At 66.7% G+C, this 22,907-nt stretch carries 23 protein-coding genes; 12 read left to right on the forward strand and 11 right to left on the reverse strand.

Annotation, left to right across the window (positions count from 1 at the left end; all coding sequences use genetic code 11):
• Positions 1-57 precede the first annotated feature (57 nt).
• Positions 58-459 carry a hypothetical protein gene (locus AC3WOB_RS05500; protein WP_492274429.1) on the forward strand — a complete coding sequence of 134 codons (402 nt, stop codon included), beginning with the start codon at positions 58-60 and terminating at the stop codon, positions 457-459.
• A gap of 6 nt (positions 460-465) precedes the next feature.
• On the opposite strand, the gene AC3WOB_RS05505 is transcribed toward AC3WOB_RS05500, so the two are convergent.
• The 3 genes from AC3WOB_RS05505 to AC3WOB_RS05515 form a co-directional block, all read right to left on the reverse strand.
• A complete protein-coding gene (locus AC3WOB_RS05505) occupies positions 466-1,086 on the reverse strand; it encodes a hypothetical protein (protein WP_492274430.1) in 621 nt (206 codons plus the stop codon).
• Positions 1,087-1,138: 52 nt separating this feature from the next.
• A complete protein-coding gene (locus AC3WOB_RS05510) occupies positions 1,139-1,537 on the reverse strand; it encodes a hypothetical protein (protein ID WP_492274431.1) in 399 nt (132 codons plus the stop codon).
• An 84-nt stretch (positions 1,538-1,621) separates the two neighbouring features.
• Entirely contained in the window at positions 1,622-2,515 is an 894-nt protein-coding gene (locus AC3WOB_RS05515) for a LysR family transcriptional regulator (protein ID WP_041656179.1), read from the reverse strand.
• Positions 2,516-2,622: 107 nt separating this feature from the next.
• Here AC3WOB_RS05515 and AC3WOB_RS05520 point away from each other — a divergent pair, with 107 nt between their 5' ends.
• Complete coding sequence (locus AC3WOB_RS05520; protein ID WP_492274432.1) at positions 2,623-3,621, forward strand: TerC family protein; 999 nt, start codon at positions 2,623-2,625, stop codon at positions 3,619-3,621.
• Positions 3,622-3,747: 126 nt separating this feature from the next.
• Positions 3,748-4,521, forward strand: coding sequence for a trans-aconitate 2-methyltransferase (gene tam / locus AC3WOB_RS05525; RefSeq protein ID WP_492274433.1), 774 nt, complete (start codon positions 3,748-3,750; stop codon positions 4,519-4,521).
• On the opposite strand, the gene AC3WOB_RS05530 is transcribed toward tam, so the two are convergent.
• From AC3WOB_RS05530 to AC3WOB_RS05540, 3 genes are read right to left on the reverse strand one after another with little or no spacing between them, the layout of a single operon-like run.
• Positions 4,496-5,962 carry an efflux transporter outer membrane subunit gene (locus AC3WOB_RS05530; RefSeq protein ID WP_492274434.1) on the reverse strand — a complete coding sequence of 489 codons (1,467 nt, stop codon included), beginning with the start codon at positions 5,960-5,962 and terminating at the stop codon, positions 4,496-4,498. The two genes, tam and AC3WOB_RS05530, sit on opposite strands and share 26 nt — an antisense overlap.
• Positions 5,959-7,014 (reverse strand): HlyD family secretion protein, encoded by a 1,056-nt coding sequence (locus tag AC3WOB_RS05535; protein ID WP_492274435.1) that lies wholly within the window; start codon positions 7,012-7,014, stop codon positions 5,959-5,961. The genes AC3WOB_RS05530 and AC3WOB_RS05535 overlap by 4 nt, the downstream gene beginning before the upstream one ends.
• Positions 7,015-7,029: 15 nt before the next feature.
• The gene (locus AC3WOB_RS05540) at positions 7,030-8,547 is read right to left on the reverse strand and encodes an MFS transporter (protein ID WP_492274436.1); all 1,518 of its coding nucleotides are present in this window, start codon (positions 8,545-8,547) and stop codon (positions 7,030-7,032) included.
• A 270-nt stretch (positions 8,548-8,817) separates the two neighbouring features.
• Between AC3WOB_RS05540 and AC3WOB_RS05545 the strand changes: the two genes are divergently transcribed.
• Positions 8,818-9,195, forward strand: a complete 378-nt coding sequence (locus AC3WOB_RS05545) for a DUF4148 domain-containing protein (RefSeq protein WP_492274437.1) — start codon at positions 8,818-8,820, stop codon at positions 9,193-9,195.
• Here AC3WOB_RS05545 and AC3WOB_RS05550 read toward each other — a convergent pair.
• Positions 9,188-9,985, reverse strand: a complete 798-nt coding sequence (locus AC3WOB_RS05550) for an AraC family transcriptional regulator (protein ID WP_492274438.1) — start codon at positions 9,983-9,985, stop codon at positions 9,188-9,190. The two genes, AC3WOB_RS05545 and AC3WOB_RS05550, sit on opposite strands and share 8 nt — an antisense overlap.
• 81 nt (positions 9,986-10,066) lie before the next feature.
• Between AC3WOB_RS05550 and AC3WOB_RS05555 the strand changes: the two genes are divergently transcribed.
• Positions 10,067-11,353 (forward strand): MFS transporter, encoded by a 1,287-nt coding sequence (locus AC3WOB_RS05555; RefSeq protein WP_492274439.1) that lies wholly within the window; start codon positions 10,067-10,069, stop codon positions 11,351-11,353.
• On the opposite strand, the gene AC3WOB_RS05560 is transcribed toward AC3WOB_RS05555, so the two are convergent.
• The 3 genes from AC3WOB_RS05560 to AC3WOB_RS05570 form a co-directional block, all read right to left on the reverse strand.
• The gene (locus AC3WOB_RS05560; protein ID WP_492274440.1) at positions 11,277-11,606 is read right to left on the reverse strand and encodes a protealysin inhibitor emfourin; all 330 of its coding nucleotides are present in this window, start codon (positions 11,604-11,606) and stop codon (positions 11,277-11,279) included. The two genes, AC3WOB_RS05555 and AC3WOB_RS05560, sit on opposite strands and share 77 nt — an antisense overlap.
• On the reverse strand, positions 11,603-12,667 hold the full coding sequence (locus AC3WOB_RS05565) for a M4 family metallopeptidase (protein WP_013395944.1): 1,065 nt from the start codon (positions 12,665-12,667) through the stop codon (positions 11,603-11,605). The genes AC3WOB_RS05560 and AC3WOB_RS05565 overlap by 4 nt, the downstream gene beginning before the upstream one ends.
• Positions 12,668-12,816: 149 nt before the next feature.
• Complete coding sequence (locus AC3WOB_RS05570; protein WP_013395943.1) at positions 12,817-13,266, reverse strand: anti-virulence regulator CigR family protein; 450 nt, start codon at positions 13,264-13,266, stop codon at positions 12,817-12,819.
• 290 nt (positions 13,267-13,556) lie between these two features.
• On the opposite strand from AC3WOB_RS05570, the gene AC3WOB_RS05575 reads away from it, so the two are divergent.
• Entirely contained in the window at positions 13,557-14,438 is an 882-nt protein-coding gene (locus AC3WOB_RS05575) for a prohibitin family protein (RefSeq protein ID WP_041654296.1), read from the forward strand.
• On the opposite strand, the gene AC3WOB_RS05580 is transcribed toward AC3WOB_RS05575, so the two are convergent.
• Positions 14,431-16,536 (reverse strand): PTS sugar transporter subunit IIC/EAL domain-containing protein, encoded by a 2,106-nt coding sequence (locus AC3WOB_RS05580; RefSeq protein ID WP_013395940.1) that lies wholly within the window; start codon positions 16,534-16,536, stop codon positions 14,431-14,433. The genes AC3WOB_RS05575 and AC3WOB_RS05580 overlap by 8 nt on opposite strands.
• A 245-nt stretch (positions 16,537-16,781) precedes the next feature.
• Here AC3WOB_RS05580 and AC3WOB_RS05585 point away from each other — a divergent pair, with 245 nt between their 5' ends.
• The 6 genes from AC3WOB_RS05585 (at position 16,782) to AC3WOB_RS05610 (ending at position 22,865) form a co-directional block, all read left to right on the forward strand.
• A complete protein-coding gene (locus AC3WOB_RS05585; protein ID WP_492274441.1) occupies positions 16,782-17,024 on the forward strand; it encodes a hypothetical protein in 243 nt (80 codons plus the stop codon).
• Between the two features lie 103 nt (positions 17,025-17,127).
• On the forward strand, positions 17,128-17,631 hold the full coding sequence (locus AC3WOB_RS05590) for an RNA polymerase sigma factor (RefSeq protein WP_013395938.1): 504 nt from the start codon (positions 17,128-17,130) through the stop codon (positions 17,629-17,631).
• Positions 17,628-18,626, forward strand: a complete 999-nt coding sequence (locus tag AC3WOB_RS05595) for a FecR family protein (protein ID WP_492274442.1) — start codon at positions 17,628-17,630, stop codon at positions 18,624-18,626. The genes AC3WOB_RS05590 and AC3WOB_RS05595 overlap by 4 nt, the downstream gene beginning before the upstream one ends.
• A 287-nt stretch (positions 18,627-18,913) precedes the next feature.
• Positions 18,914-21,187, forward strand: coding sequence for a ferric-rhodotorulic acid/ferric-coprogen receptor FhuE (gene fhuE / locus AC3WOB_RS05600; RefSeq protein ID WP_492274443.1), 2,274 nt, complete (start codon positions 18,914-18,916; stop codon positions 21,185-21,187).
• Positions 21,188-21,342: 155 nt separating this feature from the next.
• The gene (locus AC3WOB_RS05605; protein WP_013395935.1) at positions 21,343-21,852 is read left to right on the forward strand and encodes a sigma-70 family RNA polymerase sigma factor; all 510 of its coding nucleotides are present in this window, start codon (positions 21,343-21,345) and stop codon (positions 21,850-21,852) included.
• 11 nt (positions 21,853-21,863) lie between these two features.
• Positions 21,864-22,865, forward strand: a complete 1,002-nt coding sequence (locus AC3WOB_RS05610) for a FecR domain-containing protein (RefSeq protein ID WP_492274444.1) — start codon at positions 21,864-21,866, stop codon at positions 22,863-22,865.
• Positions 22,866-22,907: the final 42 nt, after the last annotated feature.

Raw genomic sequence — 22,907 nt, forward strand, 5'->3', positions numbered from 1 at the left:
TGGATCCTGGGTAGAATTCCAAGATACGTAAGATCGCCGCGACGCGCTCCGCCCGCCATGAATTTTCCGTTTCCCATCCGTCAAGAATGTCCGCCGGGCGCATGCGTGTGCGACCGGGAGCGGCTGCTGGCCGATCCGGCCGCGGACATCCGCGTGCTGCGGCTGACCAAGGAAGAGGAGAAACGCCTGGTGGCGCGGCTGGAGAACATCTCCAGCCTGGAGGACCTGCGCGCCATGCAGGGACGCATCCAGGCGCAATTGGGCATCGTGATCCTCATCACGCCCAGCGAAAACGAGGTGCGCACTTCGCGCGGCATTGCGATCCAGCTGGAGGACCAGCTCGGCTTGTGCCGCAAGACGCGCACGGCGATCCCCGCCGCCATCCGCCGCGGCTTCGACAACCGACCCGAGATCGTCTATGCGTTGCTGAACGAGCGCGACCTGCTCAGCGGCACCTGAGCGTGTTCAGGACTTCTTCGCCGCGCCGCAGGGCGCAAGCGGCACCACGTCGGCAGGCGCGCGTCCGGCGTCCGGACGCGTCGCATCGCGCTTCTTGCCCAGGCTGACCGGGTAGATCAGCAACACCGCGCTGCCGGTTTCCAGCTTCGGATCCTGCTTGGTGCCGTAGGCCACGGTCCAGCCGCGCACGGCCAGGGGAGCCAGCGTGTACTGCAAGACGGAACCTGGCGAGACGTGCGCGACCTTGCCGGCAAACAGATCCTGCTGATGCGTTTCGGCGCCGTTGGCGCTGACATAGGTGGCGATGCTGACCAGCGCCGCGCCATTGCCGGGGCGGCCCAGCACTGCGGTCTTGTATTTGCCGGGAGGGATGTCGGTCAGGTTGACCGTGAGTGGTCCGGCCGCGTTCCCTTTGGAATCCAGGCTGACGCCGTTGATTTCGGCGCGGGCCAGGGGGGAGGTGCCGGTGTTGCGCACGCGCACGCTGTATTCCCCGGAAGTCCCCGTGACCGTGCAGACCTCGACGCCGTAGGCGGCGCGCGCAGGATGGGCCTGTGCCGTCGTGGCGGCCGTGGCCAGCAGGGCCGCCAGGAACAGCTTGGGGACAGGGGAATGAACGATGGACACGGCACGCTCCTATAAGGAGGCAGCGCGCCGGGTTGCCGCGTTGCCTGCCCTATTACACCACTTGGCGGCCGGGCGCCGCGGCTTGTCCGCGCTTGCCGGCCAGCCAGTGGAGGATCAGCGCCAGCACCAGCAGGCCGACGATGATGAAGCCCCAGAAGATCCAGGCCAGCACCGAGATCAGCGTGCCGAGGCTGCCGGCGAAGGGCAGCACCTGGTTCAGGCCCTGCGCGGCCCACACCAGGCCGCCTTGCAGCGTCTGTAGCCAGGCGGGATCGACCCAGGCGGCGGCCCAGGCGGGCGGCACCCATTGCGACGTGTCCAGCGCCGTGCCGGGCACCTGGGTCGTGGCGATGGTCGACAGAACCCAGTTGGTCAGCTGCAGCGTCAGCGCAACCAGCCCGGTCCAGAGTGCGGCGAGCACGGCGAAGGCGAGCCAGATGATCTTTTTCATTGAGGTGGTACTCCGATGTTTCTAAAGAGGGGCCACGATAAGGCGGATTCTATTTCTGAAAAACCAGCGTGGTTGTGACAAACGTTAAGAAAAAACCGAAGTCTTGGCCTTGGCGAGCACGATCTGGACCAATGGATGGTGTTGTCCGCGGCGGTTGCGGATGGCGTGGATTTCCTCGTGCACGTCGTCGCAGCGGGCCAGGGGGCGTAAGCCCCGCAGCACGCCGATGTCGCCGCCGCCCAGGCGGCTGAGCGGAAACACGCCCAGGCCGCGGGCCGCAAACACCGACATCAGGGCGCTGTCTTCGAATTCTCCCACCACATTGGGATAAATGCCTTGTTCGCCGAACCAGCGGTCCAGCGTCTGGCGCAGCACCGAATGGCCGGTGGGCAGCAGCACCGGCAGGCGCTCCAGGCAGCGCGGGAAATCCTGCGTGTCGGCCTTGCGCACCAGCTTGGCGGGGCCGTACCAGTCCACCGGCGAGGACACCAGGCGGTCGCTGGTGAGGCGCAGGTTGGGGTTGGCGGGCGCGCCCTGGCCGGCCAGCACCAGGTCCAGGTGATGCTGGGCCAGTTCGCCCAGCAGTTCCTCGACCTCGCCCTCGTGGCAGGTCAGGCGCAGGTCCGGGGTGTGCAGCACCGGACCCAGCAAAGCCTGCGCGGCCAGTTTCGAAATACCGTCGGACAGGCCCACGGACAGGCGCATGACGGGCTTGGTGGCTGCCGCGCGGACCTCCTGGGGCAGCACCTGGCCGATCTGGAAGATTTCTTCGGCGCGGGCGAAGGCGGCTTCGCCCGCGTCGGTCAGCGCCACTCCGCGCCCGGCCGGTTTGAGCAACTGGTGGCCCAGGTTTTTTTCCAGTTCGCGCACTTGCGCGCTGATGGTCTGGATGGCCATGTCCAGCCTTTCGGCGGCGCGGGAAAACCCGCCCTCCTTGGCGACCATCCAGAAGTAATACAGGTGTCGGTAATTGAGCATGGCAGGAATCACTTCGGTTTTTTCGAACCTTAACTCACTTTCAGGCTGATTTCTCCATTTGCCCGGGATCCGGATCATGGGCCCCTTCGAACACAAGCGGGAACATCATGGACACCTTGCTCACCTTACTCTCCGCCGATTTCTTCGGCACACCGGCCTGGAGCTGGCTGCTATTCATAGGCATCGTGGTTGCCTTGCTGGCCTTTGACCTGGGCGTGCTGCACAAGGAAGACCGCGAGATCGGCGTGCGCGAGAGCCTGCTGCTGTCCGCCGGCTACATAACCGCGGCGTTGCTGTTCGGCGCCTGGGTCTGGTGGCAGATGGGTTCCGCCAGCGGCATGGCCTACTACACAGGCTTCATGATCGAGAAGTCGCTGTCGATGGACAACGTCTTCGTGATCGCGCTGATCTTCAGTTTCTTCGCGATTCCGCGCCAGTATCAGCACCGCGTGCTGTTCTGGGGCATCCTCGGCGTGATCGTGCTGCGCGCCATCATGATAGGCCTGGGCGCGGCGCTGGTCAGCAACTTTGGCTGGCTGCTGTATCTGTTCGGCGCCTTCCTGGTGTTCACCGGCATCAAGATGTGGATGATCGCGGACCAGACGCCCGATATCGCGTCCAACCCGATCCTGAAGTTCCTGAAGCGCCGCATGCGCGTCACGGAAGGGCTGCGCGGCAACGCGTTCTGGGTGATGGAGACGGATCCCGCCACGTCGAAGAAGGTGCGCTGGGCCACGCCGCTGCTGCTGGCGCTGGTGCTGATCGAGTTCGTGGACCTGTTGTTCGCGGTGGACTCGGTGCCGGCGATCTTCGCCATCACGACCGATCCGTTCATTGTCTACACCAGCAACATCTTCGCCATCCTGGGCCTGCGCGCGCTGTACTTTGCGCTGGCTGCGATGATCCACCGCTTCCACTACTTGAAGTACGCGCTGGCCCTGGTCCTGGTCTTCATCGGCACCAAGATCTTCCTGGTCGGCTTCATCGGCAAGGTGCCGGCGGTTGTATCGCTGTCGGTGACCTTCGGCCTGATCGCTGGCGGCGTGCTGTTCTCGCTGTGGAAAACCCGCTCGGACGCGTCCAAGCAGGAACTCGCGGCGGAATAAGCCTCGCGGTCTGACGCAAGACGCCCGCCATATCCGATGGATATGGCGGGCGCATTTTTTGGGATTTGTCGCGCCAGTGCGGCGGGCGTAGAGTGCTGGACAGTACAAATGCCGCAAGGAGCCGTCATGACCAGCTGGTCCGCCAAACAATATTCCGCCTTTGAAAACGAACGCACCCGCCCGGTGCGGGACCTGGTCGCCGCCTTGCCCAACCAGGACGTGAGGCGCGCGGTCGACCTGGGCTGCGGTCCCGGTAATTCCACCGAGGTGCTGGCCAGCCGCTATCCGGACGCCGAGGTCAGCGGCATGGACAGCTCGGAGGACATGCTCGAGTCGGCGAGAAAGCGCCTGCCGGGGATGCCATTCGAACTGGCCGACATCGCTACGTGGAATCCGCCCGGGACCTACGACGTGATCCTGGCGAACGCCGCCTTGCAATGGGTGCCGGACCACGCGACGCTGTATCCGCGCCTGGTCGGCAAGCTGGCCCCGGGCGGCAGCCTGGCGGTGCAGACGCCCGACAACCTGGAAGAGCCGGCCCACCGCCTGGCGCGCCAGGTGGCCGGCGAAGCGCCGTGGGCCGCCGCCATTGGCGGCTTCAAGCATCCGCCGCGGCACAGCGCCGCCTGGTACTACGAACTGCTCAAGCCGCATTGCGGCCTGTTGGACGTGTGGCGCACGACTTATCACCACCCGCTGGCGGGCGCGGCAGCCGTGGTGGAGTGGTTCAAGGGCACGGCGCTGCGGCCTTACCTGGATCGGCTGGACGCGGCTGGACAGGCCGGTTTCCTGGCCCGTTACCAGTCGCTGATCGAAGAAGCGTATCCGGCGCTGGCTGACGGCACGGTGCTGCTGCCGTTCCCGCGGCTGTTCATCATTGCGGGGCCGAAGCAGGGGTAGGGCCCGCGGCAGGGGGCTCCCAGCCGCCGCCCAATGACCGGTACAGGTCCACCAGCACCAGCGACACCGCGGCCTGGGTCGACACGCGCTCCTGGTCGCTGGCCAGCACTGCGTTCTGCGCGCTGAGCACATTCACGAAGTCCGACGCGCCCGCGGCATATTGGCGCTGCGCGTTGAGCAGAGCCTGGCGGGCGCTCTCGGAGGCGCGCTCCAGGCTGGCGCGGGTCAGCTGCTGCGCCTGATAGGCGGTCATGGTGTTATCGACCTCGTGCCAGGCGTTCAGCACGGTTTTTTGATACAGCAGCGCCGCCTCCTGAGCCTGCGATTCGCGCAGCCGCAGCCTGCCTCGCAGCCGGCCGCCCTGGAAAATGGGAATCTGCAATGCGGGGCCGACGCCGAAGATGCCGGCGTTGTCGGTGTCCAGGTCCCGCAGCTGCAAGGCTTGCAGGCCGAGGTTGCCGGAGAGCGTGATGCGCGGATAGAAATCGCCCTCCGCCACGCCGACCGCGGCCACGGCCGCATGCAGATTGGCTTGCGCGCGCCGGATATCGGGCCGGCGCCCGGCCAGTTCACTGGGCAGTCCGACGGGAACCTGCAGCGGGCCGCCGGGTATCGGCCCGATGGCGGCCAGGCGTTCCTGCAACGCGCCTGGCGGCTGCTCCAGCAGCAGCGCCAAGGCATTCATCAACTGGTCGACGCGCAACGCCAACGGCGGCACCCGGGCCTCGATGGCGGCGGCCTGCGCGTCGGCTTGCGACACGTCCAGTTCGGTGGCCACGCCTTCGCGCTGGCGCAAGCGGGTCAGCGCCAGGTTGCGTTCGGCATTGGCGAGCGTCTTGCGCAGCACGTCCAGCTGGTTCTGCGCGCCGCGCAGCAGGATGTAGTTGCGTGCCGTTTCGGCGCGGATGGCCAGGACCACGCCGCGTTGCGCCTCCAGCGCCGCCTGCGACTGGGCGCCGGCCTGCTCGACTTCGCGCCGCACGCGGCCCCACAGGTCCAGTTCCCAGCTGGCGTCCACGCCGGCCTGCCACAAATTGAATGAGGATTTGCCGCCGCGCCCCGAAGGGTCCGCCAGGCCGACCTCGCTGTTCTGGCCGCGCTTGTAGCTTGCGCCCGCGCCGATTCCAGGCAGGCCGTCGGCCTCGGTCACGCGCAGGGCCGCGCGGCTTTGCAGCAGGCGCTCGTGGGCGATGCGTATGTCCAGGTTGGCCGCGGTCGCTTCGATGATCAGGGCGCTCAGGGTGGGATCGCCGAAGCTGTCCCACCAGGATGTGTTCACGTCTTGCGGGACGGGGACGCTGCCTGCGGCGGACTCGTTGGCCATACGCCATTGCGCGGGCAACTGCGGCTGGGGAGCTTGAAAGTCGGGACCCACGGCGCAGCCCGCCAATGCAGAAAGGGCGCAAGTGAACGCGGCACGGATCAAGAGGCGCGCGGTCATTGCACGGACTCCTCTGCCGCAGCCCCGGTATCGACCAAGGCTTCGACGGACATGCCGGCGCGCAGCGGCGGCGCGCCGTCGGCCGGCGCATCCAGCACGATCTTGACGGGCAGGCGCTGCGCCACCTTGGTGAAGTTGCCGGTGGCATTGCTGGGGACCACCGGCGAAAAGCTCAGGCCCGTGGCCGGCGCGATGCTCTGCACGCGGCCGTGCAGCGGCGTATCCGGATAGGCGTCGACCATGATGACTGCGGGCTGGCCCGGGCGCATGCGGGTCAACTGCTTTTCGCGGAAGTTCGCCACCACATAGGCTTGCTGCAGCGGCACCACCGCGAGGATGGGCGTGCCGGGGCTGACGTAGGCGCCCACCCGCAGCGAGCGCCTGCCCACGATGCCATCGATAGGGGAGACGACCTGGGTATGCGACAGATTGAGTTGCGCCCGGTCCTTCAGGGCCTGCGCGCGCAGCAGCCCGGCCTGCGCGGCCTCGCGATTGGCTTGCAGCACTTCGCGCTGCTTGCGGGCGGCCTGCAAGGTGGCCGTGTGTTCGGCCTGGCGTGCCTGTGCCATGTCCAGACGGCTGCGGGCCTGTTCATAGGCCTGCTGCGTGCCGGCGCCCTCGCTGGCCAGCCTGCGGTGGCGTTGGGCTTCGCTTTCGGCATAGCGGATATCCGCCAGGTCGGCGCGCGTGACGGCGACGGCCTGCTCGATCACGGCCTGCTGGCGTTCCAGCGTTGCGGCCGCGTCCGACAGGCGCGCGCTGGCCACCGCGAGTTCGGCGCTTGCGGCCGCCAGCGCGGCCCGATGGTCGCGGTCGTCGATGCGTGCGAGCAGCTGGCCTTGCTTGACGGGCTGGTTGTCTTCGACCAACACGGCGTCGATGAAGCCGGATACCTGCGGCGCGACGATGGTGTGATCGGCGACGACGGTGGCGTCGTCGGTGGATTCGGTGGCGCCGGTGGCGGACCATGACCAGCCTGCATAGGCCAGCAGGGCCAGGGCGCCGAGGGCGCCGGCGCGTGGAAGGGGAGAAGTCAAGAGAGAGAAGGACATGATATGGACTCGATTTCAGGCCGCGGCGCGCGGAGGGTAGATCCGGGTCGCGACGAAGGGGATCAGCAGGATGAGGAGCACGGCGACGCCGGCCATGCACAGATAGAGATCGGCGGAGGTCAGCACGGCGGCCTGCTCCTGGATGCGGCGGGACAGCGCTGCCGCGCTTTCGCCTGCCGTGCTCAGCGGAAAGTTGCCCAGTTGGTCGGCCAGCATGCTGGAGTGGTAATTGCGGCGCGCGGTGGTCAGCGCGTCCAGCAGGCCGGTGGCGGCGACCGCGGCAAAGCCCTTGATGGTGTTGAACCAGGACGAGGCCCAGGGACCGTCCTGCGGCGCCAGGCCACCGGTGGCCAGCATCAGTAACGGGATCACGGCCATGGGCTGGGCGAAGATCTGCACGGCTTCGAGCAGGTAGAACTGCTCGCGCGACCAGACCGGCGTCAGTTGCGACCCGAGCAGGCAGGACAGCGCCAGCAGTCCGAGCCCAGCAGCCAGCACCCAGCGGCAATCCACCTGGCGCAGGTTGCACAGCGCGGCGACCAGCGGCAGCGCAATCAACTGCGGCAGGCCCATGGTCAGCAATACCGGCGCCGTTTCCAGCGGGCGATAGCCGCGCAATTGCGCCAAGAAAGTCGACGGAATCAGGATCACGCCCAACAGCACGATCAGCACGCCGCCCAGCGTCAGCAAGGCATGGCTCAGGTTGCGGTGGCGCAAGAGCTGGATCTTGAAGAACGGCAGGGGGTGGGACCATTCGTTGATCATGAACAGCACCATCAGCGCGCTACCGCCGCCCAGCAGCACGGAGATCAGCGGTGAGTTCAGCCAGTCCAGCCGGTCGCCCTGCAACAGGCCGATGACCAGCATGGACAACGCCGGCGCGCCCAGCAGCAGGCCGCGCCAGTCGAACAGACGCAGCCGTTCGAGCTTGAGCGGGTCCTGGGGCAGGCCGCGCCAGACGGCCCAAGCGGCGAGCGCCGCAGGGCCGACGATCAGCCAGAAGGCCCAGCGCCAGCCCAGCACCTCGGTGCAGAAGGCGGCCAGCGGTATGCCCAGGCTGGGGGCGAAGGTGGCGGTGAGGGCGTAGCCGCCCAGTCCGTAGAGCTTGATGCCTGGCGGCAGGAAACGCAGCGCCACTGTCATGAGCATGGGCGGCAGCGCGCCGCCCGCGAGCCCTTGCAGGGTGCGCAGGAGCAGCAGTACGGGCAGGTCGGGCGCAAACGGGCAGAGCGCGCCGAACAGCGCGAAGGCGGCCAGCGCCGCGACCGTGAAGCGGCGCAATGAAAACGTGACCGAGCACCAGGGCGCGAACGCCATGGCGCATACCGAGGCCGCGGCGTAGACGGCCACGAACCAGGTGCCCTGGTCGTAGCCGATGCCCAGCGCGCCGCGGATGTCCGGCAGCGCCATCTTGGTCACGTTTTCATTGAGCCCGGCGAGGATCACCGCCAGCAGCACGCCTAGCAATCCGGTCAGGATGCGCCAGCCGAAAGCCGCCGCGGCGGGCGGGGCGGGGGGAGCGGCGGCCGTCATGATTGTGGGCCGCTCCTGCCCGGGGATGAGGAAGACAACATGGAATAGCGTCCTTGGATAACAGGAGCTATTCAGTCTAGGTAGATGCGGGCGGCGGAAAAACCATTCCTGGATCAACCCACCCTTGCATGGGACGCAAGGGTGCGCGTGGCGCGGCGCAGGCGTGCGTAGAGGTTTTCGCGCGGCACAACCTTCGATTGCGCCGCGCGGGATTTATCCCGGCGGGCCGCCGAACGAATAATGCGGCACTCGTTAACCGCAGAGGATTTCATGAATACATTCCGACTCTCCGTTCTGGCGCTGAGCATGGCGCTCGTGGGCGCCGCCGCGCATGCCGAAGGCAAGACCCGTGAACAGGTGCGCGCCGAATTGATGGAAGCCAAGGCCGCCGGCCTGGTGACTTACGGCGAACAGCAATACCCGGTGGATCTGCCTCATGTCAGCACCAAGACCCGCCAGCAGGTGCGCGAGGAACTCGACGCCGCGCGCGCGGCGGGACTGGTCACGTACGGCGAACAGGACTATCCGCCCGCGCTGCCGTCGCAATCGGACCAGACCCGCGACCAGACGGTCGCGGAACTGCGCGAGGCGCGCACGCGCGGCCTGATGAAATCGGGCGAACTGGACTACCCGCCCGCCGTCAATTGATACCGTCGGCCTTGTCCGCGAAGTAGCGGGCAGGCGTCTTGCCCAAGGTCTTGCGGAACATGGTGATGAAGGCGCTGACGGACTCGTAGCCCAGGTCTTCCGCCGTGCGCTGCACCGACACGCCGGCGGACAGGCGCTGCAAGGCCTGGATGATGTGCATCTGCTGGCGCCAGCGGCCAAAGCTCATGCCGAGCTCCTGCCGGATCAGCCGCGCCAGCGTGCGCTCGCTCATGGCGACGCGGCGGCCCCATTGCGCCACCGTGCTGCGGTCGGCGGGATCGGCGTGCAGGGCTTCGGCGATCTCGCGCAGGCGCGGGTGTTCGGAAATGGGCAGGTGCAGTTGCTCGGCCGGCATGCGCGCCAATTGATCGACCAGCACCTCGGCCAGCTTGCGGTTGGGGGCCGTTGCCGTTTCCTCCGGGGGCAGGTCGGCTAGATAGGCCACCAGCTCGCGCACCAGCGACGAGATGGCCAGCGTGCAGCACTGCTCCGGCAGGCCCGGCGCGTCGGGCGGCACGAACAGGAAGCAGACGCGTCCGTTCTGCGTGACCCGGTTGCTGTGCGGCACGCCGCCAGGGATCCAGACGCCGCATTGCGGCGGCACCATCCACAGGCCCTGCGGCACCGAGCAGGTCACGCCGCCTTGCAGGGACAGCACCAGCTGGCCCATGGCGTGCCGGTGCGGCGGCGATTCCTGGTCGTTCTCGTCCGCATGCACGCGCATGGCATAGGTCCATTGCGAGCCGGTATCGGGATTGAAGAAGGGGGCAGGGTCGTCCAGGCGCTGCATCGAATGTGCTTTGACCGAATTTAGGGATAATTTGTCATTATCTCGAAATTCGGCGAGGACGGCGATGCTTAAGCTGACGGCATGAACTCGCATCCTCTCGCTTCCAAACACCCCGCCGCCAATCCCGTGTTGTTGATCGCGGGCATACTCTGCATGTCCATGGCGCTGCGCGCGCCCATTACCGGCGTGCCGCCGCTGACAGGTATGCTGCGCGAGCAGCTGGGGCTGAGCTCCATGGCCGCGGGCATGCTGATCACCTTGCCTTTGCTGGCCTTTGCCGTGGTGTCGCTGTTCGCCGCGGGCATGGCGCGCCGCCACGGCCTGGAGCGCAGCTTGTTTGCCGCCATGCTGCTGATCGCGGGGGGCATCCTGGTACGCACGCTGGGACCGGCCTGGAGCCTGTTCCTGGGTACCGCTGTCATCGGATCCGGCATCGCCATCGGCAATGTGCTGCTGCCCAGCCTGCTGAAGCGCGATTTTCCGCAGCAGCTCGCAAGCCTGACCTCGGCCTACGTGCTGACCATGAGCCTGGCCGCAGGCCTGGCGTCCGCTGTTGCCATACCGCTGGCGAACCTGTCCGACGCGACCTGGCGCTTTTCCACCGGCTGCCTGCTGCTGTTGCCACTGGCCAGCGCTCTGCTGTGGCTGCCGCAGCTGGCCAATCGCACCGCGCCCGCGGCATCCACGGCGCATGCGCCGCATGGACCCCGCCTGTGGCGCTCTGCGCTGGCGTGGCAGGTGACGCTGTTCCTGGGCATCAATTCATTCGTGTTCTATGTGGGCGTGAGCTGGCTGCCAGCTATTCTGCGTGACGCCGGCTATACGGCTGAACGCGCCGGTGCGCTGCATGGCCTGCTGCAGCTCATGTCGGCCGTCCCGGCGCTGTTCCTGGCCCCCGTGGTGCGGCGCCTGAAGGACCAGCGCGGCGCCGCCTTCTTCTCTGCCGCAGCCTCGTTCGTCGCGTTTGCCGGCCTGATCGCCGCGCCCGGCTGGGCGACGCTGTGGATCGTCCTGATGGGCCTGGGCACGGGCGGCGGCATTATCCTGGGCCTGGCATTCGTGGGCTTGCGCGCCAGCCATGCGCAGCAGGCGGCGGCGCTGTCGGGCATGGCGCAATGCGTCGGCTACCTGTTCGCCGCCAGCGGACCGGCGCTGGTGGGTACGCTGCACGACGCGCAAGGTGACTGGGGCGTGGCGCTGGGCCTGTGCGCGGCCTTGTGCCTGGCGATGGCGGCCGTCGGCCTGTATGCGGGCCGCGCCATCCAGATCGGGCAATACCGGGACGCTGCGCTCAAGCCTGTCCGGCCCGGCTTTTCCACAAGCGCACCAGCGGCTCGGGCGCGTCGGTCTCCGGCACGTCGAAGCTGATGTCCGCCACGTCGTCGCCTTCGTAGATGACCTCCACGTGGAAATAGCGTTGGTCGCCGCCCGCTTCGGCGCAGCGCGGGACGGCGACCGGGGCGGAGCGTTGCAGGGCGTCGCAGACTTCCTGCCGCAGGTCCGGCGGGCAGGTGACGAGATCGATGCTGCGCGGTTGCGCCAGCGCCGGCACATAGGCCAGTCCGCCTTCGCGGGTCAGGCGCACCAGCATCGCAAGGTCCAGGGAAGGCAGTTCGATCATGTCTGGACTCCCACGCCGGCCCAGGCCCGCGCGACGGCATCGCGCACGGCTGGACCATGGCGTTCCGCCGCTACCGCCAGCGTCAGTTTCGCGAACTGCGCGAAGTCGGCGTCGTGCCGCAGGCGCTTGTCGCACAGCGCGTCGTACCAGACGCGGCCCGCGCCGGCCCAGGCGGGGCCTTCCAGTGCGGTGGCCGCCAGGTAGAAGGCGCGGTTGGGAATGCCGGAGTTGATGTGCACGCCGCCGTTGTCGTTGGGCGTGTCCACGTAATCGCGCATGTGGGCGGGCTGCGGGTCCTTGCCCAGCAGGGGATCATCATAGGCGCTGCCAGGCTCGGCCATGGAACGCAGCGCGCGGGCGCGGATCTTGGGCATGAACAGACCGGCGCCCACCAGCCAATCGGCCTGGCGCGCGTCCTGTCCCAAGGTGTATTGCTTGACCAGCGCGCCGAACACGTCGCACAGGGATTCGTTCAGCGCGCCGGACTGGCTCTGGTACAGCAGGGCGGCCTCGGCATCGATCACGCCATGCGTGAGCTCGTGGCCGATGATGTCCACCGCGACCGTGAAGCGGTTGAACACTTCGCCGTCGCCATCGCCGAACACCATTTGCGCGCCGTTCCAGAAGGCGTTGTCGTAGTCTTCGCCGTAATGCACGGTGCCGACCAGCGGCAGTCCCTGGCCGTCGATGGAGTGGCGCTCGTAGATGTCCCAGAACAGCTTGTAGGTCGATCCCAGGTGTTCATAGGCTTCGTCCACGGCCGCGTCGCCGCTGGCGCGGGCGCCTTCGGCGCGCACCAGCTTGCCGGGCAAAGTGGTGGTGTTGGCCGCATCGTGCACGGCGCGCTGGGGCGTGCCGGCAGGCGCCGCCTTTTTCGGGCGGGCGGGCTTGGCGCGTGGCGGCTGCACCGCCATTTCGCGCAGGCTGCGCTGCTGCTGGTCGATGATCAGCGTCTTGACCGCGGGCATGCTGACCCGCGAGTCGGCGTGCTGCGCCAGTCGATCCAGCATGTAGGGGGGGATCACACCGATCAAGGGCGCGGATTCGGAAGGACGTGGCATGCGCGGTCTCCGTCGTGGACGCCGGGCCAGGGCCGCGGCGCGAGGCCATTCAACGGTAGCAGATAGGTCTGGCGCAGGGACGTAACAGTGTGCGGCCTGATGCTAGGAACTATGGACGCCGCGGCGCGGCAGCCGGCGCGCGTTTACGCCTAATTGAACACGCCCGTGAGTACGTCCGCCACGACGGCAGTGGCGATGGCGACGAGGATCAGGTCGCTGCCCGCGACGCGCCATTCGTATCCGGGATGCACGGGCAGGCGCGCCAGCATGGGGCCGGGCACCATCTTCTTGGCGATCCCCGGAGGCAGGGGCTTGCCGCGCGCCAGATTCTTGCGTATGCCCGGGGGCAGCGAGCCGTAGCCGGTAGCGCCCGCCTGCACGGCGTAGCTGCGCGCGGTGGAAACGGTGATGCCGGCGGTGCTGAGCGTGACGCTGACGCCGTTGTCCTGGCTCTGTTGGCCCTTGTTCTTGCCATTGCCGTTGCCCTGGCCGGCATGGTCCGGCTTGCCCTTGCCTTCGGGCGGCGCGGCATGCGCCGGCGCACCGAGCGCGACGGCACAGGCAAAGATGGCCACGATCATCGAACGTTTGCGGCGCATGGTTTCGGCTCCTGCTATGTAGAGGAGCCTAGCGTAGCGCCGTCATTGGGCAAGCGCTACTTTCGCCGGCGGATTCAATCGCAACAATCGCCACAATTCATTTGATCTTCCACTCGCGATAGAATCCCCTGCTTATTTTCCGGGGGGGAACGCACGATGAGGTATTTCCTGATCTTGGTTGGGGCGGCCGTGGTCGCCTATCTGCTGGCGCGCGGCATCGCCGCCGTGCTCTCGGACCGTAAACGTTCAAAATCAGAAAGGGATTCGAAGTGAAGCCGACAGATATCCAGATGGTCAAGACGATTGGTGCTGTAAAGCCGCGCGGTATCAAGATCGCGGTGATTACGGCGGTGTTGTTTGTGCTGATCCTGTTCCTGGCGTTCGATTCCTGGTTCCAGGTCGATCAGGGCGAGCGTGGCGTGGTGCTGCGCAACGGCAAGCTGGTGCGCGTGTCGGAACCGGGCCTGGATTTCAAGACCCCGTTCATCGACAACGTGATGACGGTGTCGGTGCGCGACCACACGTTCGTGTTTGAAAAACTGGAAGCCTACAGCTATGACCAGCAGCCGGCCACGCTGCGCGTGTCGGTGACCTACCGTGTGCCGCCCGAGCACGTGGCCGAGCTGTATTCGGAGTACGGCACCATCAGCAATCTGCAGATGCGCGTGCTGGAACGCAAGACGCCGGATTCGGTGAAGAACGTGTTCGGCCAGTACACCGCGGTGCGCGCCATCCAGGAGCGCCAGAAGCTGGGCCAGGACGTGAACTCGGCCGTGCTCAAGACGATGGAAGGCGCGCCGGTGCAGGTGGTGGGCGTGCAGATCGAGGAAGTCGGCTTCTCGCAGGCCTATGAACACTCGATCGAACAGCGCATGCTGGCGCAGGTGCAGATCGAGACGACCCGCCAGCAAAAGGAAACGGCGATGATCACGGCCGAGATCCAGGTGGTCAAGGCCAAGGCGGAAGCCGACGCGCGCCGCCAGCAGTTCACGGCCGAGGCCGACGGCATCCGCATGCGCGGCGACGCCGAAGCGGCCGCGATCCGCGCCAAGGCCGAGGCCCTGGCCGCCAACACCAATCTGGTGAGCCTGAACGCGGTGGAAAAGTGGGACGGCGTGCTGCCGGCCACGCAGGTTCCGGGCTCGGCGCTGCCGTTTATCGGCATCAAGTAGGCGCGGCGGGCGAGGGCTGCGCAGGCTCCGGCGGCGCAGCCTGCCGCCGGCGCGCGTAGTCCATGAGACTGTCGCCCGACAAAGCCTTGCTGTAGTACCACCCCTGCACGATGATTTCGGCGGGGGATGCCAGCGCCTTCAGCTGCTGGTCTGTTTCCACGCCTTCCACCACGATCTGCAGGTTCAGCGCTTCGCAAAAGCGCAGCAGGCCGTTCAGGACCAGCGCGCCCCTGTCGCTGTCTTGCGCCACGACGAAGCTGCGGTCGATCTTGACCGCGTCGATCTCGAACTGGTGCAGATAGCCCAAGGCCGAATAGCCGGTGCCGAAGTCGTCGATGTAGACCCGCGCGCCTATCGCGTGCAGGCGGTCGAAGGCGGTGTGCAGCGCCTGGGTATCCTCCACCAGCGCGTCTTCGGTCAGCTCCACCGAGATCTGCCCGCTGGCCTGCGCCAGCACCTTGATCAGCTTTTCCAGGTAGTCGCCGGACGTCAGCGTGCCAGCCGTGACGTTGATGGTCATCGGCAAGGCGAAGTCGCGCTTGCGCCATTGCAGGCATTGCTGCACGGCCTGCCTGGCCACCCATAGATCCACTTCCCGCATCAGGTCCGCCTGTGCGAGCCAGCGCAGGAACTCCACCGGCGTCTGCCGCGCGCCGTCGGGGCCGGTGGCGCGCAACAGGGCTTCGCAGCCGGTGCACAGTCCGCTGCGCAATGACACTTGCGGCTGGAATTCCAGATGGAAATCGTATTGGCTGATGGTGCGAATACGGCTGTTCTCGGCGTTGCGGCGCGCGCGGTCGGCGTAGGTCTGCACCACCGGATCGTGCGCGTACAGCAGCGATTCCTCTTGCAGCCGGGTGAAGGTGGTATCCAGCGATTTGAAGTAGACGGTGGCGCTTTCCTGGCGCTGACGTTCCAGCGCGACCACATAGGGCGCATACAGGCACACGCCTATCGCCACCAGCGTGAGCTGTAGCGCCACCCCGCCCAGATGGCCGCCAGCGGCGACATAGGCGTTGAACAGCACCGGCGAGGTCAGGGGCAGGGTGGTCGTCGCGGAGGGCAGCCAGCCTAGCTGCACCACGGCCAGCGCGAGGATGGCGTTGGTCACCGGCGCCAGGATGAACGGCACCAGCAGGCGCGGATTCAGGATCAGGGGCAGGCCGAACAGCAGGATTTCGTTCACGTTCAGGAGCGCCACCGGCAGGCTGGCCAGCGCCAGCACGCGCAGGGATTCGCTGCGCGCGAACAGCAGCATGGCCACCACCAGCGACAGCGTCGCGCCCGCGCCGCCGATGAAGACGAAAGCGCCCAGCAGCGTGCTGTTCAGGGCATACATGCCTTCGTAGCCGGCGGACTGGCTGGCGGAGTTCAGCATGGCCGCCTGGTCCATCACGCTCATCAGGGGGGCGAGGGCGTGGTAGCCGTGTATGCCGAAGAACCACAGCAGGGAGTTCAATCCCGCCATCAGGGCGCCCGAGGTGAACGGGCTGTCCAGCGATGCCAGGCTCAAGGGGATGTTGAATTGCGCCACGGCGGGGATCTGCAGCGCGGCGGACAGCGCCAGCACGACCAGGCTGGCCGTCAGCAGGCCGGGCACGACCATGTTCAGCGTGTCGCGGACGTTTTCAGTGATCAGCCCGTCCGGCGCCAGTTGGGTCCAGCGGCGGCGGTGCAGCCAGGCCATCAATGGCACGGTCAGCAGGGGCGAAACAATGGCGATGAAGAGCACAAGGGTGGCGGCCGCCTGGGGATAGGGCGCCATCAGGCCCTCGGCGATCATCACGTAGGACAGGCACAGGAACGCGGTCGGCAGATGCGGCACGCGGTGGCGGAACGACAGCATGTAGCCGATGGAGGTGCCCGCCAGGATCGGCATGATGCCTGAGAGCTTGTCGTGGACGCCGGTCAGCAGGTCCACCACGGAGGCGGGCAGCCCCAGTTGGCGGGCGACGACCGACAGCACCAGGAACAGCGCCGTGATCAGCAGGCAGGGCAGGGTCCAGAGCAGGCCTTCGCGTATGGCGCGCAAGCCGCTGGCGCCCGCCAGCGCGGCCAGCCGATCTTTTGGATAACGCATCAGGGCCAGTTTCGGCATGGCGGTTCGCCCCAGAGTCCGTGCAAGCGAAGATCGCCGCTCCCGTGTTTGTAAGAATATTTTGCTACATCCTAGCCCCGGTTTTCCAGGTTTAGCAATCGGCACCTATCAGAATGTCAGGGATTCCCCTCTATCAAGAATTGCAAAGCGGGCGCAAGGTGGCAGCACGGGCGCGAAGGGCCGCTATACGATCAAGGGGCTCGCCCGGTGCGCGGGACAACAAGCTTCAGATTGAGGAGACATGGATGTCTCAGTTGGATTGGACGTCCGGCGATACCAAGCCGGATCGGCAGGGCTACTACGAAACGCGGTTCGACACGGGATGCACGGTCATCACGCTGTACAGCGTGCTGGGTTGGATGCCGGTGAAAACGCCGGGCAACATGGTGAGCTGGCGGCCTTTGCCGCCCGCCGTCGAGAAGCAAGAGGCCGAACGCCACATACAGGAACTGCGAGAGGCGCAGAGCCACATCCCGATGGATTACTAGCTGGGCGAGCGGGGAAGCTCGCAAGAGTCATGGCACGCAGTTGCGATAATGAGAATTATTTGTAAAATTCGCGGCGTCGCCACCTTCGTTATCCGATCGGTTCATGTCCCGCTCTCCTCCGCCCCGCACCGGCTGGCTCGCCTACTATGACGAGCTGGTTGGGGTATGGAGCCGGCGGGTCGGCAACAGGCATGACGCGGAGGACGCGGCGCACGATGCCATCGAACGCCTGCTGAAGGCGGACGCCAGCGTCGCGTTGAAGGCGCGCAGCTACTTGTTCCAGGCTGCCGGGCATCGCTTGATCGACCGCTGGCGCCGGCAGGAACGGACCGAGCATGTGCCGCTGGACCTGCTGGACGAAGCCGACCAGCCTGCCTGGACCGACCCGGAATCCCCGGTGCGCGCGTCGCGCCTGGCCGATGACCTGGCCCAAGTCCTGGCAGAATTGCCGCCCAAGTGCCGTGAAGCCTTCGTCCTGAATCGCATCGAAGGCTGGACGCAGGCCGAGGTGGCTCAGCATATGGGCCTGTCCAAGAACATGATCGAACGCTACGTCATGCGGGCGATCGAATTCGTGCGCGACCGCATGCGTGAACACAATCCATGACGATGCCGTCCACCCCTGACCCCCGCGAGCAGCTTGCGGCCGATACGGCGGCGCAGTGGTTCGCCCGCTGGCATTCGGGCGAACTGACGCGCCGCCAGCGACGCGACTTTGCCCGGTGGCGGCGCGACCACCCCGAGGCCGCGCGCGAATTCGACCGCATGCAGCAGTTGGGGCGGGCGGCTGCCGGACTGTCCCGCGATCAAGTCCGGACGCTGCTCGGAGGGGAGGTCCCGCCGCGACCCAGGCCGCAGCGCCAGGGCCGTCTTGCGCTGCGCTTTGCCGCGGGCTGTGCGGCCTTGGGCGCAGCCGCGCTGGTGGCTTGGTGGAGCCTGCCGGCAGAGGTGCCGGCGTACACCGCAACGCTCAGCGCGGAACGCGGTGAACGCCGCCAGGTGACGCTGCCTGATGGTTCCATGCTGGAGATCAATGGCGCCACGCGCGCCGACGTAAGGCTTTATGCGGAACGGCGGGAAGTGGCGCTGGACCGTGGCGAGATCCTGTTCACCGTTAGTGCCGATGCGGCCCGTCCATTCATCGTGCGGGCCGGCAGCGGCGTGGTCCGCGTGACCGGCACGGTCTTCGATGTGCGGCGCGATGAAGAGCAGGTGGCGGTGCTGGTGGCGTCCGGCACGGTGGAGGTGTCGGGCGGCCGCTGGTGGAACATGGGCCATGCCGTGCTGCGAGGGGGGGACGGCATCCGTGTGCCGGGCAGCGGCGCGATCGGCGTGCCTGCGCCCACCGACGTCCAGAGCGCGATCGCCTGGCGCGAAGGGCGGGTGGTGTACAAGAACGCGCCGCTGGCCGAGGTGGTGCGGGATATGAACCGCTACTTGTCCACGCCATTGCGGCTGGCGGACGACAAGGTGGGGCGCTTGCGGGTGTCGGCGTCATTCAGCCTGGATCGCCCTGAAGCCCTGGTCGACGCCTTGCCGGCGGTGGCGCCTGTAAAGCTGACGCCGGGACCGGACGGCGCCCTCGACATCAGCGCCAGGTAGGTCCTGCGCCACAGTTACAAAATAAATGAGAATGGGATTCAGGTTTATCTTGGGCTGATTCGTTCTACGAAGGAAGGCGGCAGCCGCCGCGTTTCCATTTCGGGAAACGTTCCCCGTATCGTCGAACAGAACAGCAGGTACTTGTGACTATTCCAGCAGCCCGGCATTTCCCCGTGGCCACGCGTTTCGCGTGCGCGTCTCCCCGTTTCATGCTTTCTTCCTTGGTGTTGGCCTTGAGCCTGGCGACGGCAGGTGCGCCCGCGAGCGCGTGGGCCCAGGCACCTGCCGTGTCGATCGATATCGCGGCACAGCCGCTGGGAGATGCCTTGATGCAATGGGCGGCGCAAACCAAGGTGCGTGTCTTCTACGCGCCCGAGGTGGTGGCCGGAGTCAGCAGCAAGGGCCTGCGCGGCAGGCTGGAGCCGGAGGAGGCGTTGCGCAGCCTGCTGCAGGGTTCGGGCGTGACCTACCGCTGGCAGGGCGACAGCATCATCCTGTCGCGCGATGGCGGCGTGGCCAGCCTGGCGCCGGTCACGGTGCTGGGCAGCATGAATCCGGCGGTGACCGAAGGCACAGGTTCCTATACGACGCCCGCTTCGGCCGCAGCCACCGGGCTGACCCTGTCCTTGCGCGAAACCCCGCAGTCCGTCAGCGTCGTGACGCGTCAGCGCATCGATGACCAGAACCTGCGCTCGCTGGACGAGGTGATGGGCAATGTGGTTGGCGTGCAGGTGGTCAGCGAAGATACCGATCGCACCGATTTCTGGTCGCGCGGCTTCTACATCGACAGCCTGCAGTACGACGGCGTACCCACCACCATCGGCCTGTCGATGTATGGCGAATCCGACAATGATTCGTTCATCTACGACCGCATCGAAGTCGTGCGCGGCGCCACCGGGCTGATGACCGGTGCGGGCAACCCGGGCGCTTCCATCAACCTGGTGCGCAAACATGCCAACAGCCGCGAATTCACCGGGATGGTCAGCGCCGGTGCGGGTTCGTGGAATCAATACCGGGGCACGGTGGACATGTCCACGCCCTTGAACCAGGAAGGCACCGTGCGTGCGCGCATGGTGGCGCTGTATCAGGGGCGCGATTCCTATATCGACCTTTATCATGCGAACAAGAAGGTGTTCTACGGTGTCATCGATGCCGATCTGACGCCATCGACCCGGCTGAGCGTGGGGGCGGATTATCAGGACAAGCGTCCACGCGGATCCACCTGGGGCAGCCTGCCCGTGGTGTTCAGCGACGGCACGCCGACCGACTGGCGGCGTTCCAAGACCACGGCGGCGGATTGGACCTACTGGCACACGACCAACCAGACGGTGTTCGCCACGCTGGAGCATCGCTTCGCCAACGATTGGGAAGTCAAGGCCGACTGGTCGCAGCGTAAAAGCAAGTACGACGCCAAGCTCCTGTACTTGTACGGCGATCTGGATCAGGCAACGGGAACGGGCCTGGCGGCACTGCCGGGGTACTGGAATTCCTACGCGCAACAAACCTCGCTGGACCTGCAGGCCACGGGGCCGTTCAGCCTGCTTGGCCGCAAGCATGAACTGGTGGTGGGCGCCATGCGCAGCCGCTACGGCGAGGACTTCTACCGTTATGGTTTCGACCGCGCTTCGCTGGCGGACACCGGCAACTTCTACGAGTGGGACGGATCGTACGCGCAGCCGACCTGGACCGAGGCCAGCCTGCGCGATACGGTCACGCACCAGCGCGGCGTCTATGCCGCGGCGCGGTGGTCGTTGACCGACAACCTGACCGCCATAACCGGCGGCCGCTACGCGACCTGGGAATCGAAGTCGCCCACGCGCGATCAAAAGGACTCCCAGTTCATTCCATACGCTGGCCTGGTGGTCGACCTGAACGACACCTACTCTGCGTACGCCAGCTATACCGACATCTTCCAGCCGCAGGACAATCGCGACAGCAGCGGCAACTATCTGGACCCGGTGCAGGGCCAGAACTACGAGGTGGGCCTGAAGGGCGAATACCTGGACGGCAGGTTGAATGCGTCCGTTGCGCTGTTCAAGGTCAAGCAAAGCAAGGTGGCGGTGCTGGACGGCGACAAGCTGGTGCCAGGCACGCCGGATCAAGCCTACACGACCGCCGATGGCGTCACCACCAAGGGCATCGAGCTGGAAGTGAGCGGACAACTGGCGCAGGGCTGGAACGCCTATGCCGGCGGCACCTACTACACCAGCCGCGACGCGCAGGGCGTATCGGTCAATCCCGAGCGTCCGCGCGCGGTGGCCAGGTTGTTTACGACTTACCGACTGCCGGGGGAATGGAGCCGTCTGACGGTGGGCGGCGGCGTCAACTGGCAACTGTCGAGCTATTCCGAAGTCAGCGCTGGCGACAACATGGTCACGGTCAAGCAGAAGGCCTACGCGATCTACAACCTGATGGCGCGCTACGACTTCAATTCACGCCTGTCCGCGCAGATGAACCTGAACAATCTGTTCGACAAGAAGTACTACCTGGGCGGCGTCGGCAACCAGGTCTATTACGGCGAACCCAGAAGCGTGTTCGTCAACCTGACTGCCAAGTTCTGATTGTGAAGCGCGCGCCGGGGGGGGCCCGGCGCGGTTTGCGGCGTGCCGCCGCGGGCTTCCAGCCATGGTTCTTGTAAAGAGGCCGAAGATAATTATAATTGCGAATCATTTTCATTAAGTGGGAACGTCTGGCCGCGACGCCCGGGCGCACCATCATGCCATCCTCTACCTTCGCTCCTCGCGCCGAGGTGCAATCGGTCTATCAGGCTCACCATCAATGGTTGCGCAGCGTGCTGCAACGCAAGCTGGGCAATGTGTCCGACGCGGCCGACGTGGCGCACGACACGTTTGAACGGCTGATCCGCGCCGACCTTCGCGAACCGCTGAACGAACCGCGCGCCTATCTGCGCACCATCGCCACGCGCTTGCTGATCGGCCGGGCCAGGCGAGCCGCGCTGGAAGCGGCCTATGCCGAATCGGTGGCGTTGCAGCCGGTGGCGGTGGAGCCCTCGGTCGAAGCGCGCGCCCTGATCCTGGAAGCCTTGGAACAGGTTTGCGAACTGCTCGACAGCCTGCCCATGAACAGCCGCCGGATCTTCCTGATGGCGCAGGTGGACGGCATGTCCTATGCCGAAATCGGCGAGCGGCTGGGCCTGACGCCCAACGCCGTGCAGAAGTCCCTGGCCCGCGCGCTCGTGCATTGCTACACGGCCGTCTACGGTTGAGGCCGGGCCGGATGGAAAACGCCAAGCTGCTGCGGCCGCATGCGCCGGAAGCGGGAACCGTCGATCCCAAGATCGTTCGCCAGGCCGCCGATTGGTGGTCGCGGCTGCGCGAGGACGCGACCGACGAAGACCGCAGGCGTTTTGAAAACTGGCGCCTTGCGCAGCCCGCGCACGAGCTGGCCTGGCAACGGCTGAACGCCTTGACGCGCGATGTGGCGGCGGGCGTCGCCGGAGCCGGCGGCGAGGTGGCCGCGCGCACGCTACGGCAAGCGCCGTTGATCCAGTCGCGCCGCAACGCCATCCGCTGGATGGTGTCGGCGGCCGGGCTGGGCCTGGGCGGTTGGGGCGTGAGCCAAAGCGGCGCCGTGCGTGCGCTGTCGGCAGATATGCGGACCGGCACCGGCGAGCGGCGCGCAGTGACGCTGCCGGATGGCACGCTGCTGGAACTGAACACCGCCAGCGCGGTGGACCTGCGCTACACGGCGAGCCGGCGCGAACTTGTCCTGCTGGAAGGCGAGATCCAGGTGACTACCGGGCGCGATCCGCTGGGCCGGCCTTTCACGGTGCGCACGCGCGCCGGCGTGCTGACGCCGGTGGGCACGCGTTTCGTGGTGCGCGGTCTGGAAGATGGCCGCATCCGGGTGGCGGTGCTGGAAGGCGCGGTGGACGTGCGCGGCCTGGATCCGAACGACTCGGCGCGGCGGGTGCCGGCCGGTGGGCAGGCGGAGTTCTCGGCCGCTGGCGGCTTTGCCGCCGGGCCTCTGGAAGCGGCTAGCTCGGCATGGCTGGACGGAATGCTGATCGCCGACGAGATGCCGCTATCGGACTTTCTGCGCGAACTGGGACGTTATCGTCCGGGCCGCTTGAGTTGTTCGGGCGAGGCGGCCGGCCTGCGCGTGGTGGGGGCGTTTCCGCTGGCGGACAGCGACCAGGTGCTGGCCATGCTGCAGGAAGTCCTGCCGGTGCGCGTGCGCCGCTATACCCGCTACTGGGTCACGGTGGGACTGGCGTGATTCGTGCGCGGCCGGACTATTTTGTAACAGCGGCGGCGGATA

The organism is Achromobacter sp. FW305-C-30-7, assembly GCF_058783105.1.

Bases quoted from the DNA above. Each gene is read 5' to 3' on its own strand.
- AC3WOB_RS05560 (WP_492274440.1), bottom strand. From the start codon at position 11,606: ATGATCGAACTGCCTTCCCTGGACCTTGCGATGCTGGTGCGCCTGACC.
- AC3WOB_RS05575 (WP_041654296.1), top strand. From the start codon at position 13,557: ATGGTCAAGACGATTGGTGCTGTAAAGCCGCGCGGTATCAAGATCGCG.
- tam (WP_492274433.1), top strand. From the start codon at position 3,748: ATGACCAGCTGGTCCGCCAAACAATATTCCGCCTTTGAAAACGAACGC.
- AC3WOB_RS05530 (WP_492274434.1), bottom strand. From the start codon at position 5,962: ATGACCGCGCGCCTCTTGATCCGTGCCGCGTTCACTTGCGCCCTTTCT.
- AC3WOB_RS05570 (WP_013395943.1), bottom strand. From the start codon at position 13,266: ATGCGCCGCAAACGTTCGATGATCGTGGCCATCTTTGCCTGTGCCGTC.
- AC3WOB_RS05520 (WP_492274432.1), top strand. From the start codon at position 2,623: ATGGACACCTTGCTCACCTTACTCTCCGCCGATTTCTTCGGCACACCG.
- AC3WOB_RS05565 (WP_013395944.1), bottom strand. From the start codon at position 12,667: ATGCCACGTCCTTCCGAATCCGCGCCCTTGATCGGTGTGATCCCCCCC.
- AC3WOB_RS05595 (WP_492274442.1), top strand. From the start codon at position 17,628: ATGACGATGCCGTCCACCCCTGACCCCCGCGAGCAGCTTGCGGCCGAT.
- AC3WOB_RS05540 (WP_492274436.1), bottom strand. From the start codon at position 8,547: ATGACGGCCGCCGCTCCCCCCGCCCCGCCCGCCGCGGCGGCTTTCGGC.
- AC3WOB_RS05510 (WP_492274431.1), bottom strand. From the start codon at position 1,537: ATGAAAAAGATCATCTGGCTCGCCTTCGCCGTGCTCGCCGCACTCTGG.
- AC3WOB_RS05550 (WP_492274438.1), bottom strand. From the start codon at position 9,985: ATGCAGCGCCTGGACGACCCTGCCCCCTTCTTCAATCCCGATACCGGC.
- AC3WOB_RS05580 (WP_013395940.1), bottom strand. From the start codon at position 16,536: ATGCCGAAACTGGCCCTGATGCGTTATCCAAAAGATCGGCTGGCCGCG.
- AC3WOB_RS05545 (WP_492274437.1), top strand. From the start codon at position 8,818: ATGAATACATTCCGACTCTCCGTTCTGGCGCTGAGCATGGCGCTCGTG.
- AC3WOB_RS05500 (WP_492274429.1), top strand. From the start codon at position 58: ATGAATTTTCCGTTTCCCATCCGTCAAGAATGTCCGCCGGGCGCATGC.
- AC3WOB_RS05535 (WP_492274435.1), bottom strand. From the start codon at position 7,014: ATGTCCTTCTCTCTCTTGACTTCTCCCCTTCCACGCGCCGGCGCCCTC.
- AC3WOB_RS05515 (WP_041656179.1), bottom strand. From the start codon at position 2,515: ATGCTCAATTACCGACACCTGTATTACTTCTGGATGGTCGCCAAGGAG.
- AC3WOB_RS05610 (WP_492274444.1), top strand. From the start codon at position 21,864: ATGGAAAACGCCAAGCTGCTGCGGCCGCATGCGCCGGAAGCGGGAACC.
- AC3WOB_RS05585 (WP_492274441.1), top strand. From the start codon at position 16,782: ATGTCTCAGTTGGATTGGACGTCCGGCGATACCAAGCCGGATCGGCAG.
- AC3WOB_RS05590 (WP_013395938.1), top strand. From the start codon at position 17,128: ATGTCCCGCTCTCCTCCGCCCCGCACCGGCTGGCTCGCCTACTATGAC.
- AC3WOB_RS05605 (WP_013395935.1), top strand. From the start codon at position 21,343: ATGCCATCCTCTACCTTCGCTCCTCGCGCCGAGGTGCAATCGGTCTAT.
- AC3WOB_RS05555 (WP_492274439.1), top strand. From the start codon at position 10,067: ATGAACTCGCATCCTCTCGCTTCCAAACACCCCGCCGCCAATCCCGTG.